Raw genomic sequence first — 12,817 nt, 5'->3', positions numbered from 1 at the left:
GGCTTCTACAACCGCCGTCGCCGACACTCCGCATTGGAGTGGATGAGCCCCATACAGTTCGAAACCATCGACCGCCCGTCGGGCCTGATCTCCTCACCGACGTGTCCGTGAAGCGGGGTCAACATCACAGTGTCCGGCGCTGGGGGCCAAGCTCAGACGCGGCTTGCACTCGTGACGACGGCAGCGATCGTCGCAGGTGTGCTCGCGTGGCGTGCGGTGGTCGACAGCGCGCTTGTCGGTGCAGTGGATCTGGCAGCGGCGGAGCTCGGCGTAGAGCGAGTCGAGGGCGTCGGCGTCGATCGCGCTGGCCTTCTGGCGGCCGATGAACGGCCGCACGTGCTTCTCCAAGTACTTCGTGTACATCCGGTGCGTCGTCCGACCGACGTCGAGGTTCTCGAGGTAGCGGTCGAGCAACTGGTCGACAGTCGCGCTCGTTCGCGGGTGCCGCTGCTCGTCGACCTGGTTCGCAAGCCGGCGCATGACCTTCTCGGCCTCCGCCAGCGCTGCAGGCCCGGGCGGCACGGTCTCCTTCAGGTAGTGCCGCCGACCCGTGACGGGATCGATCCCCGCGTACACCGAGACGCGGAGGGCCCCCCTCGGGAGCGCCTCGATGCTGCCTCGCTCGCGCTTGCGGCGCTGGGTCGAACCGGCCATGACGATCACGCTGGCAGGCAGTTTGCACCACGTTTGATCTCACGACGGGGCCCGCTCGATGGTGGCAAGACCGTTTCTGCTGATCAAACCGGTGGGCGCGGCAGGGTTCGAACCTGCGACCGCTCGGGTGTAAGACGGGTCGATACCCCCTCTCACGCCTCCTACCAGCAACAACGCTGACGGCAAATCCCTCTCCACCCCCTCCGGTGTCGATGGTCGACGACATTTCGCGTCACGTTCGATGTCACGGCATCCCCGCCTTGGATGCGCTGTGGCTACTCGGCTGCCGGGCACAGCGCGGAGAGGGCTGAGCAACCGACTGAGTCCGACCGCGCCCAGTGACGATGAAGTCGTGCTGGGCGTCGACACCCACCGTGACGTCCACGTCGCCGTGGTCCTGACCCCGCTCGGTGGGCTGCTGGCCGCCCACGACTTCCCGACAACGACGACGGGCTACCGAGACCTGATCGCCTGGGCACGCGGCCATGGCCGGCTACACCGGGCCGGCGTGGCGGGGACAGGTCCTACGGCGCGCGCTGACCCGGCTGCTGCGGGCTGACGGGGTGCACGTTATCGAGGTCAACCGTCCAGACCGATCCGCCCGTCGCCGACGCGGCAGGAGCGACGTGGTCGACCCCGAGGCCGTCGCCCGAGCAGTCCTGGCCGAAACCGCGACCGCCACGCCGAAGACCGCAGATGGCCCGGTAGAGGCCATGCGCATCCTCGAGCTCGCGACGGACTCGGCGGTCAAGGGCCGAGTCCAAGCGCTCAACCAGCTCGACGCGGTGCTGGTCAACGCTGATCCCGCCCTGCGTGAAGCCCGGCGCCACCTTCGCCCCCAGCAGCTCATCGCTCACTGCGTCGAGATGGACGCCGACGGCCGCGACGACGTCGCTGCGGCAACCGTCCACACGCTGCGCCAGCTCGCCCGCCGAATCCATTACCTCGCCGCAGAGATCCGGGATTTCGAACGCCGCATCGCCGCCGCTGTCGCATCCACCGCCCCGCAACTGCCCGAAGTCAACGGCATCGGTCCCGACGCTGCGGCCACCCTGCTGATCACTGCCGGCGCCAACCCACAGCGCCGCACCAGCGAGGCCTCCTTCGCCGCCCTCCGTGGAGTCAGCCCCGTCGAGGCATCATCCGGCAGACCCAGCGACGCCGCCTCAACCGAGGCGGCGACCGCCGAGCCCACGCCGCCCTCTACCGCGCCGTCCTGATGGGACTCCGCTGGAACCCGAAGACACGCGAGTACGCACAACGACGAACCGCCGAGGGACTCTCCAAACGAGAAATCATCCGCTGCCTGAAACGCTATCAAAGCTCAAGAGTTGGAAGATCCTCCGCAAGATCCGCGCCAGCCCCAGCCGGGCCACCACCCTCGTCCATGCCGTTCCGACCCTGATCCTCGCGGGCTGGCCGAACTGGAAAAGGCTGTGAGACTCGAGAGCAGCTGGCCTGGGGCTGGCTGGCAGGGTCGGTGGTGGGACCTCCGGTTCGGGCGTGGCTCCTGGAAAAGGTGGCGCCGCGGGGTGCCTTGAGTGAGAACTGCCCGCTCGAACCAGGGGACGCGGCGCCGGCCCTGCCGCTCTCCTTGGCGTGATCAGAAGCCTGTCCGACCCGTGCACGCGAGTCGTGACCCATCACAGTCCTGCCGCGAGAGCTCTTCTCCGCCCGGGCCGGCGCCCGTCACGGACGCCCACCCCGGAACAGGACGAACACCCGCATGCCCATCGTCGCAGACACCTACGCCCTGCTGGTCGGCGTGGACACCCACGCCGCCACCCCCACCTTCGCCCTGCTCGACGCCACCACCGGCGCCCTGCTCGACGACCGCGCGTTCCCCACCAGCCAGGCCGGGCTCCGCCGCGCCCGGCCTGGCTCCAGCGCCGCGTCGAGGACCGGTCCTGCCTGGTCGTCGTCGACGGCGCCGGCTCCTACGGAGCCATCCTCACCGAACCGCTCACCACCGACGGGCACGCGGTGGCCCAAGCCCCCGACCTCCCCGCTCCCGTGCGCCGCAACAGCGGCAAGACCGACAGCCTCGATGCCGCCGAGATCGCCCGCGCCACCCGCGGCCGGGCGATCTCGTGGGGGCCGATGCCTCCCGCTGCGGGTACAAGCTGAAGACCGCCGACCCCGCGTCGGCCTGAGACCACCCCGGACGAGGGCCTCGGGCACACCGCGGGAGCGCACCGGAAGGAGAACTACCTTGGAGATCCTGCCGAAGAAGCCGTCCACCGTTGTCGAACGAGCCTTCGCCTGGCTGCATGCCTTGCCGAGTTCGAGCGAGGCCTGGTCCGGGAACGGACCCTGGCCGGTCTGCAGGCCGCTCGCCGGCGTGGACGACAGTGCCCGCCCCCTACAACGGTTCTCGACGCTCGAATCTGAGCGGCACCAGCTGTCGGCGCTCGATGGCCCGTTCGGGTCTGACGGGGAGACGGGGCGCACGCGGGAAACGTGACCGGGTCGGCGCGGACGCGTCCGCGCCGACCCGGTCCACTGGGCGTCAGGCGAGCGAGAGGAAGAGCTTCTCCAGCTGGGCCCGGTCGGGCTGACCGTCCTCGCCGGCGGCGATGCACTTCTCCAGGCCGGAGGCGATGATCGCGAAGCCGGCCTTGTCGAGGGCGCGGGAGACCGCGGCGATCTGGGTGACGACGTCCTTGCAGTCGCGGCCGTCTTCGAGCATGCGGATGATCCCGCCGATCTGGCCTTCGACGCGGCGCAGCCGGTTGATGACGCCGCTGACGACGTCGCCGTCGAGCTGCATGTGATTCTCCTTCGACTGATACCCCCTGCGGTATCAGGGTCAACGTGCACGCTACCTCGGGAGATTCCTGGGCGGTGCCTCCCCCGGGAGCCGGGGAGGCACCGCCCGGGGGTCAGGGCCGCAGGGCGGCGCGGAGGGGGCAGCGCGACCAGATCGCGGCGCAGCCGCCCGCGGCGGTCACCGCGAGCGCCAGTACCGCGAGGGCGATCCAGCGCAGGTCGGCCGGCACCTGCTGGAGCAGCATGAACCCGCCCATGACCAGGACGAACCAGCCGAAGGTGCGGCGCAGCAGGTCCTGCGGGATCTTCGCGGCGAGCCGGCCGCCGAGGAGGGCGCCGCCCACGGCGGCGGCGGTGACCGCGAGGGTGAGCCCCCAGTCGATGGGCACGGTGGTCAGGTAGCCGGCGAACCCGGCGAAGGATTTCATCGCGATCACGACCAGCGAGGTGCCGACGGCGACCGGCATCGGCAGCCCGCCGAGCAGCACCAGCGCGGGGACCACCAGGAACCCGCCGCCGGCGCCGACCAGCCCGGTGACCAGCCCGACCACGGTGCCGTCGAGCAGCACCCGCCCGACCGGGAGGTCCGCATGCGCGCGGTCCGGGGCGGCGGGGCGTCGGCCGCGGAGCATGGCGACCGCGGTGGCGACCATCATCAGCGCGAACCCGATCAGCAGCAGTTCGCCGGGCAGGTGCCCGCCGAGCAGCCCGCCGCCGAACGCCCCGGCCATGCCGGCGGCGCCGAACAGCAGCCCGGTGCGCCACCGGACGGTGCCGCCGCGGACGTGGCCGACCAGGCCCGCGAGGGCGGTGACGGCGACGACGAACAGCGAGGTGGCGATCGCGACCTGGGCGTCCATCCCGGCCACGTAGACCAGCAGCGGCACGGTGAGGATGGACCCGCCGCCGCCGAGCAGGCCGAGCGCGAGCCCGGCCAGCACGGCCAACGGCACGACCGCGGCGAGCCCGGCGCTGATCATCGAGCTCACCTGCTCCCGGCGAGCCGGGCGATGGCCCGCTGCGGGTCGAACGCCGCCGTGCGGTTCCACGGCATCTTCGCCAGCAGCATGCCCATCGCGCAGGTGCCGGACACGGCGGCGAACACCAGTCCGGCACCGATCGCGGCGGAGAACCACTGCAGGCCGGGCACCAGCAGGCTGCCCAGTAGCCCGAGCAGGACCAGGAAGCCGGCGACGAACCGGACCTGGCGCTCGAGGTCCCAGCGCTGCCGGCCGCGGTTCACCGGCGCCCCGCTGGCCTGCCAGGCGGTGAGCCCGCCGGTCAGCACGCGCACGCCGGGCAGCCCGGCCTCGGCCAGGGCCCGCTCGGCCTGTCCGGCGCGCTGCCCGGAGCGGCAGACGAGCACGTCGTCGCCGTTCAGGTGGCGGATCAGCTCCGCGCGCCGCGCGCGCAGGGCGTCGAGCGGGACGTTGACCGATCCCGGGATGTGCGCCGCTTCGAACTCGGCGGGGGTCCGCACGTCGACCAGCCGAGGCGGATTCGCGTCGTCGAGCCGCTTGCGCAGCCCGGCGACGTCGACCGAGGTGGTGGGGGTGCTCATGCGGTGATGTCCTCGCTGGTCGGCGTGGTCAACCGGACGCCGGAGTCGGCGGCGTGGGCGAAGGCGTCGTCGACGGCGGTGACGTCCCAGCCGCGGGTGCGCAGCAGCGCGGCCACGATCCCGGCGCGGTAGCCGCCGGCGCAGTGCACCCACAGCGGGCCGTCGGGGATCTCGGCGATGCGGTCGAGTACCTGGTGGATCGGCACGTGCGCCGAGCCGGGGATGAACGCCGTCGCGCGCTCGGGGTCGCGGCGCACGTCGAGCACGGTCGGCGGTGTCTCGGTGTCGAGGGCGGCGGCGAGGTCAGCGAACGTGGCGCGCGGGAAGGAGGCCAGCGGGTCATCGCCGGCCCACTGCTGCGGGTCACCGGTCGCCATGGCCGCGGGGCGGTCGATGCCGATGCGGACCAGCTCGCGCTGGGCCTCCGCGACGTCGGCGGCGGTGTCGCCGAGGAGCGTGACCGGGGTGCCCCACGGGATCAGCCAGCCCAGGTAGGTGGCGAACTGCCCGCGTAGCCCGAAGTTGACGCTGCCGGCCAGGTGCCCGGCGGCGAACGCGGTGCCGTCGCGCAGGTCCACCACCCACTCCCCGGCGTCGATGCGCCGGCGTAGCTCGGCTGGGTCGGCGACCGCGGGCGGGGACAGGTCGGGCGCGCCGGGGCCGGCGGTGTTGGCCGGGCCCATGTGCGCGTAGTAGGCGGGGAACGCGTCCAGCCCGGCGAGCAGCTGATCGACGTAGTCCTGCTCGGCGTGGGTCAGCGCCGGGTTGGTGCGCTTCTCCTGCCCGATCGTGCTGGCCTCGCCGCTGGTCGGGGTGGCCGAGCAGAAGCTGCCGAACCCGTGGGTCGGGTAGACCGCGGTCGGGTCGGGCAGCGCCTCGGCCAGCCGGCGCGCGGAGTGCCACTGGGCGTGCACCAGCGTCTCGGTGTGGTCCGGTCCGAGCAGATCGGGCCGCCCGGTCGCACCGTAGAGCAGCGACCCGCCGGTGAACACCGCCACCGGCGCGCCGTCGTCCTCCCCGCCGATGCCGACCGCGTAGGACAGGTGGGTGTGGGTGTGGCCGGGGGTGTGCAGCACCCGCACCGTCATCGCGCCCACGGCGATCTCGTCACCGTCGCGCACCGGGGTGCGCGCGTAGGACACCTCGTCGTCGGCGTTGACCAGGTAGGCGGCGCCGACCTCGCGGGCCAGCGCGAGCCCGCCGGTGACGTAGTCGTTGTGGATGTGAGTCTCGAACACGTGCGTGATCCGCACCCCGGCCTGCTCGGCCAGAGCGAGGACCCGGTCGTAGTCACGCTGCGGGTCCACCACCAGCGCGACCTCGCCGTCATGGGCCAGATAGGTGCGGTCCCCGAGGCCCGGGGTCTCCAGGGGCAGAACAGTGATCATGCTGGTCAGCGCTCCTCGGAAGCGTCGGTCTCCACCGGGCGACCGGCCGCGGTCCAGGCCGCGGTCCCGCCGATCACGCTGTAGGCGTCGATCCCGGCCCGCCGCAGCAGCGCGGTCGCCTCGGTGCTGCGCCCGCCGGCCTGGCAGATCACGTACACCGGGCCGTCGGCCGGCAGCTCGGACAGCCGGCCGGCCAGGGCGGGCAGCGGAACCAGCCGGGCGCCGGGCACCCGCCCGGTCGCGTACTCGTCGGGATTGCGCACGTCGATCACCACCGCGCCGTCGGCGCCGGCCGTCGCGAGCCGCTGCAGGTCGATCTCGGGAACCACGGTCGTCTCCTGACCTCGATCTGGTACCCCCGGGGGTATCTGCCGGTTCCAACCGTAGCAAAGGTCCGGACATTCCGAGTGGTGTGTTGAGTCGTGGGATCGACAGTCCGGGTCGTAGCGTGGACCGCACAGCGGTACGAGAGGGGAACCACCGGCGTGCGGGACGACCGGCCACGGACCAACGACGCAGGAAACGGGCGGGAACCGGACTACCGGTTCACCCTGGCCAACGAGCGCACCTTCCTGGCCTGGCTGCGCACCGCGCTGGCCCTCGACGCGGCCGGGCTCGCCGTGGCGCACCTGCTCCCCGAGCTGGTCGTGCCCGGCGCTCGCGAGGCCGTCGCCCTGGCCCTGGTGCTGCTCGGCGCCGTCGTCGCGGTCAGCGGCTACCGGCGGTGGCGGGCCTACCAGCGGGCGATGCGCCGCGACGAACCGCTGCCGCCCACCCGGCTGCCGGGCATCCTCATGGCCGCGCTGACCGGGCTCGCCGTGCTCACCCTGGCGCTGCTCCTCGCCGGCCCGGGACTTCGGCCATGAGCCCGCGCGGCGCGCCCGGACTGCTCGACCCCGCCGCCCAGAGCGAACGCACCCTGCTCGCATGGACCCGCACCGCGCTCGCCGTGACCGCGGTGGCGGCATTCCTCCTGCGCATCACCGCCGACCAGCAGCAGGCGCCCCTCGTCGCCACCGCCGTCGTACTGCTCCTCGCCGGTGCCCTGCTCTACGCCGGCGGGCACCGCCGCTACCGCCGGCTCCTCCGCGACGTCCCCGCCGGCCGGGCGGTCACCGACCGCCGGCTACTCGCCCTGGCCACCGCCGTGGCCCTGCTCGGGGGCATCGCGTCGGCCGTCTCGATCGCCCTGTGATGACACACCGGCGCCGGCCTGGCTTCCGGCCCGAGCATCTCGGGGCCGCCGCGTGGTGCCGGAAGCGCCCGGCGTGTTCAGTTGCTCAGGCCAGGCCGCGCAACATCAGGTTCCAGTACAGCGCCGGGAGCCCGTAGCGCTTGAGGTAGTACATGTCGCGCCGCTCCTTGATGGTGTCGATGAGCGGGATGGACGGCGCCGGGCGCATCGAGTAGTCGAACTCGGCGAGCAGCATCGTGTGCCGCGATGTCAGGAACGGACACGATGAGTAGCCGTCGTAGTGCGCGCCGGGCGGCTTGCCGGATATGGCATCGAGCAGGTTGCGCACCAGGACCGGGGCCTGCTTACGCACGGCCGCCCCGGTCTTGGAGTTCGGGCTCGATCCGGCGTCGCCGAGGGCGAACACCTCGGGGTACCGGATGTGCCGCATCGTGTGCTTGTCGATCTCCACGTAGCCGGCCGGGTTGGCCGGATCCGCCAGCGCGCTCTTCTTGATCCAGTCCGGTGCGCTCTGTGGAGGGGTCACGTGCATGACGTCGTAGCCCAGCGTCGTTTCGGTGCCGTCGGCGTGGTTGGTGATCGTCACCTCCCGCCGGTCGGGGGCGACGCTGGTCACCTCGCTCTCGAAGTGCACCGTGATCTCGTAGCGGTGCGCCACGTCCTCCAGTATCCGGGCGAACTCCGGCACCCCGAACATACCCGGCGTCGGCAGCACCAGGTGGATGTCCATCCGGCCCAGCACGCCCTGTTCCCGCCAGTAGTCGGCCGCCAGGTAGGCGATCTTCTGCGGTGCGCCGCCGCACTTGATCAGCCCGCTCGGCATGGTGAACACCGCGGTGCCGGATCGGGTGTCGCGGATGAACTTCCACATCGCGGGGGCGAGTTCGTAGGAGTAGTTGCTGGCCACACCGTCGCGGCCCAGCGCCTGCTCGAGTCCGGTGATCTTGTTCCAGTCCAGCTGGATGCCGGGGCACATCACCAGGTACTCGTAGCCGATGGCGGTGCCGTCGTCGAGGGCGACCTCGTGGGCGTCGGGGTCGACCGCCACCGCCGCCTTCCGGATCCAGGTGGCCCCCGCCGGCATCACCGACGCCTCCGGCCTGGCGGTGATCTCGATCGGCGCTCGCCCACCGCCGACCAGGGTCCACAGCGGCTGGTAGTAGTGCGTCACCGCCGGATCGATCACCGCAACGTCGATCTGCCCCTTCCGGCGCAGGCGCGCGGCCACCGTGATGCCCGCGGTGCCACCGCCCACCACGACGATCCGGTGTCCGATCCGAGCCATCTCCGGCCTCCGCCCGAGTCTGAACCAGTAGCGCGACTGCCGAGGCCATGGCAGCACGGTGCGCCGCGCCGCGGAGGGGCCGGACGTCACCCCAGGACGGGACTTCCGGCGGGACGGTTCGCATACCCCCGGGGTTCATTGGAGGGACGGCATCACCGAAGCGACTCCCAGGAGGACGCCGTGTTGTTCACCCAGTACTACCTCGACTGCCTGTCCCAGGCCTCCTACATGATCGGTGACGGGACCACTGGGCAGGCTGTCGTCGTCGATCCGCGTCGTGACGTGGCCGAGTACCTCGCCGACGCCCGGGCGCACGGCCTGACCATCGTGGGTGTGATCAACACTCACTTCCACGCCGACTTCCTGGCCGGTCACCTCGAACTGTCCGAGGCCACCGGGGCGTGGATCGTTACGGATGGCGCGCCGAGGCCGACTACCCGATCCGCAAGTTGGCCGACGGGGAGCGCATCTCCCTGGGGGACGTGACGCTGCAGATCATGGAGACTCCCGGCCACACGCCGGAGTCGATCAGCATCCAGGTCTTCGAGCACGCCGACGATGCGGTGCCCTACGGCGTGCTGACCGGTGACGCCCTGTTCATCGGCGACGTCGGTCGTCCCGACCTGCTCGCCTCGACCGGAGTCGGCGCCGACGAGCTGGGGCGGATGCTCTACTCCTCGGTCCAGCGCCTGATGGCCTTGCCCGACCCGGTCAGGGTCTTCCCCGCGCACGGTGCGGGGTCCGCATGCGGCAAGAACCTGTCCACCGAGCGCTGGTCCACCATCGGCGGCCAGCGCATCAGCAACTACGCGTGCCGGCCGATGAGCGAGGACGAGTTCCTCGCGATCGTCACCGCAGGCCAGCCCTCCGCGCCGGACTACTTCAGCTACGACGCAGTGCTCAACCGCAAGCGCCACCCCGTCTTCGACGCCGCCACGGCGCCGGTGCCCCTCGAGACCACCGCTGTCCTCTACCTTCAGCGGGCCGGGGCGGTCGTGCTCGACGCCCGCGACCCGCAGGACTTCGCGGCCGGGTACCTCGCCGGGTCGGTCAACGTGCCCGCCGACGGCCGGTTCGCCGAGACCGCCGGCATGGTCGTGCGGCCCGATCAGGAGATCGTGGTCGTGGCCCCGCAGGACCGCGAGGAGGAGATCGTCGTCCGGCTGGCCCGCATCGGTTCGACAAGGTCCGTGGCTATCTGCGCGAGCCCGAGGGCGCTTTCCTGACGATCCCCGATCGGATCGCCCGGACGAGCCGGCTCACCGCGCCGGAGCTGGCGGCGGCCTTTACCGGCCCGATTCCGCCCACCGTGATCGACGTGCGCAACGGCGGTGAACTCGCCCCCGGCACCATCGAGGGGGCGCTGCACATCCCGCTGGCCGAGCTGCCGCGGCGTCTGGTCGAGGTCCCGCGGCAACGCCCGGCCGTGACCTATTGCGCCAGCGGCTACCGCTCCAGCGGGGCAGCAGCCATCCTCCGCAAGGAAGGCTGGGCCGACGTCTCCGACCTGCTCGGCGGCTACGCGGCCTGGGCCTCGCTGGCACCGCAGTCCGTCGGCTGAGGAGAGATCGACCATCGCCCGCGGGTGAAGGGAGACGGAGATGGCACAGTCGGTGTCGGCGCAGCCCGGCACGCCGGCCCGAGGACTGCGCAGAGCGATCCTCATCGCCGTTCTGGTCAGTGGCCTGTCCGCAGCCTGCGGGCAGGACGCAGGGAGTTCGGCTGGGTCCGGCGCGTCCACGAGCGTTCCGACGGCGGCGACCTCGGGACCGGCGGGAACTGATCTGCGTACCATGTTGACCCGTGCGGTCGAGGAGGAACGCGGCGCGAAGACGACGTACGACAACGTAGTCGCCGCTCTCGGACCGATCGCGCCGTTTCCGATGATCGCTCAGTCGGAGGCGCAGCACATCGCTGAGCTCGAGGCCGTCCCCGCGGCTCATGGCATCGTGCTCCCGACCACGGCGGCGCAGGGGCAGCCAGCCCCGTCCACCCGTGCGGACGCCTGTGCCGTCGGTGTCGCCACCGAGCAGGCCGATGTCGCTCTCTACGACGAACTCATTCCGCAGGTCCAGGCCTATCCCGACGTCGTGCGCGTGCTCGCGGGCCTCAGGGCGGCTTCCCAACACAACCATCTCCCCGCGTTCCAGCGCTGCGCTTGAACCGCGCTCGATGCCGCGGCGGCTGGTGCCGCGAGATCCCGAAGGCCACCGAGGTGCTGCGGCTGCTCTACCTGCACGGACTGTCCAGCGGGGACTTCGTGCCCACCCCGGGCCAGTTCCCGGGCAGCTCCGCGGGCCGGTCCGCGCCGGTGATCACGAAGCTAACCGAGACCGGGAAGGCCGAGCAGTGCACCTTCGCCGCCCGCGATCTGTCCGGCGTGGACCACGTCCATCCATGGGCACGCCCCAGCCCGCGCCCTCAGCGACGGCGCGCTCGGGTTCTGGGGTGCGCTGCGCGAGGTGTGCCCCAGACACGGGAACAACGCTGCTGGTTCCACAAGATCGCGAACGTCCTCGGTGCGCTCCCCACCTCCGCGCATCCCGGGGCGAAGAAAAACACTGGCCGAGATCTGGAACGCCGAGGACCGCCGCCATGCCCTCGACGCGGGGAACAGCTTCAAGGCCGCTCACGGGGCCAAGTTCGGCAAGGCCGTCGCGAAGATCACCGACGACCTCGAGGTGCTGTTGGCGTTCCATGACTACCCGGCAGAGCACTGGATCCACCTGCGGACCACGAACCCGATCGAGTCGACCTTCGCGACCGTTCGGTACCGCACGTCCAACGACCCGACGAGCTCCCTCAGCCCGGAGCCGCCTAAAGATCTTCATCCACAGGTCTTGACGATTGCTCCACTCGGCTCAACATGACGCGAAATGCCGAGGGACGAGGTGAACCGCTGGGGCACTGACTGCTCATCCCATTGACGTTTCCGCAGGCTAGATGGTGGGCGCGGCAGGGTTCGAACCTGCGACCGCTCGGGTGTAAGAGGTTATTTCACAATGACTTCGCCAGCTGGCGGTGGCAGATCAGGGGGCAGGCGAGCTGGAGCAGCCCGAGGTGGATGTCGGCACGGCGTTCGTAGCGGGTGCGGAGTCGCTTGAACGCGTGCAGCCAGGCAAAGCCGCGCTCGACGACCCAACGGATCTTGCCCAGCCCGGAGCCGTGCGCGACACCGCGCCGCGCGATGCGTGGAGCGATGCCACGCTCGCACAGCAGCTGCCGGTACTTGTCGAAGTCGTAGCCGCGGTCGGCGTAGAGCTCGCGGGGCTTGCGCCGGGGCCGTCCGCGGGTCCCGCGGATCGGTGGGATCGCGTCGAGCGGCAGCTGGGTGACGTCGTGGCGGTTGCCGCCGGTCAGGGTGACCGCGAGGGGGAGCCCGCGGCCGTCGACGATCAGGTGGTGCTTGGAGCCGGGATGGCCGCGGTTGACCGGCGACGGCCCGACGTGGTCCCCCTTTGAGCGCGTGCACGTGCGAGGCGTCGACCGCCATCCGGTCCAGGTCGAGCAGCCCGGCGGCGCGCAGCTCGGCGAGCAGCAGCTCGTGCAGGGCCGGCCATACTCCGGCCTCGGTCCAGTCCCGCATCCGGCGCCAGCAGGTCACCCCGGAGCAGCCGATCACCGCGGCGGGCAGCTGGTTCCAGGTGATCCCGGTCCGCAGCACGTAGACGACCCCGGCCAGCGCGACCCGGTCGTCCACCGGGAGCCGTCCGGGGAACCGGCGCCGCCGCGGCGCCCGCGCGGGTAGCAGCGGCGCGACCCGCTCCCACAACGAGTCCGGGACAAGATCCTCCACCACGACCGCAGCCTGGCCGAGATCATTGTGAAACGAGCTCTAAGCTTGATCTTTAACCTGCGCGCTGTTGCCGGGCGGTCATGGTGAGGTCGCGTTTGACGGTCTTTCCGACGTCGTAGCGGGGTGCCGGGGCGTGGTTGCGGGAGCCGGGTGGTCGTCCAGGGCCGGG

Annotated in this window: 17 protein-coding genes and 1 pseudogene; 10 read left to right on the top strand and 8 right to left on the bottom strand. The window is 71.5% G+C overall.

Features of this window, described 5'->3' with window-relative positions; genetic code table 11:
* Positions 1-93: 93 nt before the first annotated feature.
* On the bottom strand, positions 94-654 hold the full coding sequence (locus tag HF519_RS30695; RefSeq protein WP_211170643.1) for a hypothetical protein: 561 nt from the start codon (positions 652-654) through the stop codon (positions 94-96).
* Positions 655-1,006: 352 nt separating this feature from the next.
* Between HF519_RS30695 and HF519_RS30690 the strand changes: the two genes are divergently transcribed.
* The 3 genes from HF519_RS30690 (at position 1,007) to HF519_RS33405 (ending at position 3,045) form a co-directional block, all read left to right on the top strand.
* The gene (locus HF519_RS30690) at positions 1,007-1,213 is read left to right on the top strand and encodes a hypothetical protein (protein WP_211170642.1); all 207 of its coding nucleotides are present in this window, start codon (positions 1,007-1,009) and stop codon (positions 1,211-1,213) included.
* Between the two features lie 67 nt (positions 1,214-1,280).
* Entirely contained in the window at positions 1,281-1,874 is a 594-nt protein-coding gene (locus HF519_RS33115; RefSeq protein WP_211170641.1) for a transposase, read from the top strand.
* 1,042 nt (positions 1,875-2,916) lie between these two features.
* Positions 2,917-3,045 carry a recombinase family protein gene (locus tag HF519_RS33405; protein ID WP_438826446.1) on the top strand — a complete coding sequence of 43 codons (129 nt, stop codon included), beginning with the start codon at positions 2,917-2,919 and terminating at the stop codon, positions 3,043-3,045.
* 118 nt (positions 3,046-3,163) lie between these two features.
* Here HF519_RS33405 and HF519_RS26885 read toward each other — a convergent pair whose 3' ends face one another.
* From HF519_RS26885 to HF519_RS26865, 5 genes are all read right to left on the bottom strand, one after another.
* The gene (locus HF519_RS26885) at positions 3,164-3,424 is read right to left on the bottom strand and encodes a metal-sensitive transcriptional regulator (RefSeq protein WP_169415784.1); all 261 of its coding nucleotides are present in this window, start codon (positions 3,422-3,424) and stop codon (positions 3,164-3,166) included.
* Between the two features lie 112 nt (positions 3,425-3,536).
* On the bottom strand, positions 3,537-4,403 hold the full coding sequence (locus tag HF519_RS26880; protein WP_169415783.1) for a sulfite exporter TauE/SafE family protein: 867 nt from the start codon (positions 4,401-4,403) through the stop codon (positions 3,537-3,539).
* Positions 4,404-4,408: 5 nt separating this feature from the next.
* A complete protein-coding gene (locus HF519_RS26875; RefSeq protein WP_169415782.1) occupies positions 4,409-4,984 on the bottom strand; it encodes a rhodanese-like domain-containing protein in 576 nt (191 codons plus the stop codon).
* A complete protein-coding gene (locus HF519_RS26870; protein ID WP_169415781.1) occupies positions 4,981-6,372 on the bottom strand; it encodes an MBL fold metallo-hydrolase in 1,392 nt (463 codons plus the stop codon). Before HF519_RS26870 ends, HF519_RS26875 begins: the two co-directional genes overlap by 4 nt.
* 5 nt (positions 6,373-6,377) lie before the next feature.
* Entirely contained in the window at positions 6,378-6,701 is a 324-nt protein-coding gene (locus tag HF519_RS26865; protein ID WP_169415780.1) for a rhodanese-like domain-containing protein, read from the bottom strand.
* A 156-nt stretch (positions 6,702-6,857) separates the two neighbouring features.
* On the opposite strand from HF519_RS26865, the gene HF519_RS26860 reads away from it, so the two are divergent.
* Together HF519_RS26860 and HF519_RS26855 are read left to right on the top strand one after the other, a co-directional pair.
* Positions 6,858-7,238, top strand: a complete 381-nt coding sequence (locus HF519_RS26860; protein ID WP_169415779.1) for a YidH family protein — start codon at positions 6,858-6,860, stop codon at positions 7,236-7,238.
* On the top strand, positions 7,235-7,567 hold the full coding sequence (locus tag HF519_RS26855) for a DUF202 domain-containing protein (RefSeq protein WP_169415778.1): 333 nt from the start codon (positions 7,235-7,237) through the stop codon (positions 7,565-7,567). Before HF519_RS26860 ends, HF519_RS26855 begins: the two co-directional genes overlap by 4 nt.
* 85 nt (positions 7,568-7,652) lie before the next feature.
* On the opposite strand, the gene HF519_RS26850 is transcribed toward HF519_RS26855, so the two are convergent.
* Positions 7,653-8,852, bottom strand: coding sequence for an NAD(P)/FAD-dependent oxidoreductase (locus HF519_RS26850; protein WP_169415777.1), 1,200 nt, complete (start codon positions 8,850-8,852; stop codon positions 7,653-7,655).
* Positions 8,853-9,032: 180 nt separating this feature from the next.
* Here HF519_RS26850 and HF519_RS31915 point away from each other — a divergent pair, with 180 nt between their 5' ends.
* The 5 genes and pseudogenes from HF519_RS31915 to HF519_RS31905 form a co-directional block, all read left to right on the top strand.
* The gene (locus HF519_RS31915) at positions 9,033-9,338 is read left to right on the top strand and encodes an MBL fold metallo-hydrolase (protein ID WP_246245258.1); all 306 of its coding nucleotides are present in this window, start codon (positions 9,033-9,035) and stop codon (positions 9,336-9,338) included.
* A complete protein-coding gene (locus HF519_RS33110) occupies positions 9,254-10,078 on the top strand; it encodes a rhodanese-like domain-containing protein (RefSeq protein WP_312860373.1) in 825 nt (274 codons plus the stop codon). The genes HF519_RS31915 and HF519_RS33110 overlap by 85 nt, the downstream gene beginning before the upstream one ends.
* Before the next feature lie 92 nt (positions 10,079-10,170).
* Entirely contained in the window at positions 10,171-10,413 is a 243-nt protein-coding gene (locus tag HF519_RS33105; RefSeq protein WP_312860372.1) for a rhodanese-like domain-containing protein, read from the top strand.
* Positions 10,414-10,453: 40 nt separating this feature from the next.
* Complete coding sequence (locus tag HF519_RS26840; protein ID WP_169415776.1) at positions 10,454-11,014, top strand: ferritin family protein; 561 nt, start codon at positions 10,454-10,456, stop codon at positions 11,012-11,014.
* Between the two features lie 23 nt (positions 11,015-11,037).
* A pseudogene (locus HF519_RS31905) lies at positions 11,038-11,632 on the top strand (transposase); the annotation flags it as partial.
* Between the two features lie 217 nt (positions 11,633-11,849).
* Here HF519_RS31905 and HF519_RS26830 read toward each other — a convergent pair.
* Positions 11,850-12,651 (bottom strand): IS5 family transposase gene (locus HF519_RS26830; RefSeq protein WP_438826445.1). Its coding sequence is split into 2 segments (ribosomal slippage): positions 11,850-12,309 and positions 12,308-12,651, totalling 804 coding nucleotides; the frame shifts between segments, so codons are not numbered across the junction.
* Between the last annotated feature and the right edge of the window lie 166 nt (positions 12,652-12,817).

The sequence above is a fragment of the Pseudonocardia bannensis genome (genome assembly GCF_012911875.1).
Classification (GTDB): domain Bacteria; phylum Actinomycetota; class Actinomycetes; order Mycobacteriales; family Pseudonocardiaceae; genus Pseudonocardia; species Pseudonocardia bannensis.
The sequence above is the reverse complement of the archived record's forward strand: the minus strand, read 5'-3'. Positions and strand labels throughout refer to the sequence as shown.

Excerpts from the sequence above, each read along its gene's own strand:
- HF519_RS30695 (WP_211170643.1), bottom strand. The coding sequence starts at position 654 with ATGGCCGGTTCGACCCAGCGCCGCAAGCGCGAGCGAGGCAGCATCGAG.
- HF519_RS26885 (WP_169415784.1), bottom strand. The coding sequence starts at position 3,424 with ATGCAGCTCGACGGCGACGTCGTCAGCGGCGTCATCAACCGGCTGCGC.
- HF519_RS26880 (WP_169415783.1), bottom strand. The coding sequence starts at position 4,403 with ATGATCAGCGCCGGGCTCGCCGCGGTCGTGCCGTTGGCCGTGCTGGCC.
- HF519_RS26875 (WP_169415782.1), bottom strand. The coding sequence starts at position 4,984 with ATGAGCACCCCCACCACCTCGGTCGACGTCGCCGGGCTGCGCAAGCGG.
- HF519_RS26870 (WP_169415781.1), bottom strand. The coding sequence starts at position 6,372 with ATGATCACTGTTCTGCCCCTGGAGACCCCGGGCCTCGGGGACCGCACC.
- HF519_RS26855 (WP_169415778.1), top strand. The coding sequence starts at position 7,235 with ATGAGCCCGCGCGGCGCGCCCGGACTGCTCGACCCCGCCGCCCAGAGC.
- HF519_RS26850 (WP_169415777.1), bottom strand. The coding sequence starts at position 8,852 with ATGGCTCGGATCGGACACCGGATCGTCGTGGTGGGCGGTGGCACCGCG.
- HF519_RS26840 (WP_169415776.1), top strand. The coding sequence starts at position 10,454 with ATGGCACAGTCGGTGTCGGCGCAGCCCGGCACGCCGGCCCGAGGACTG.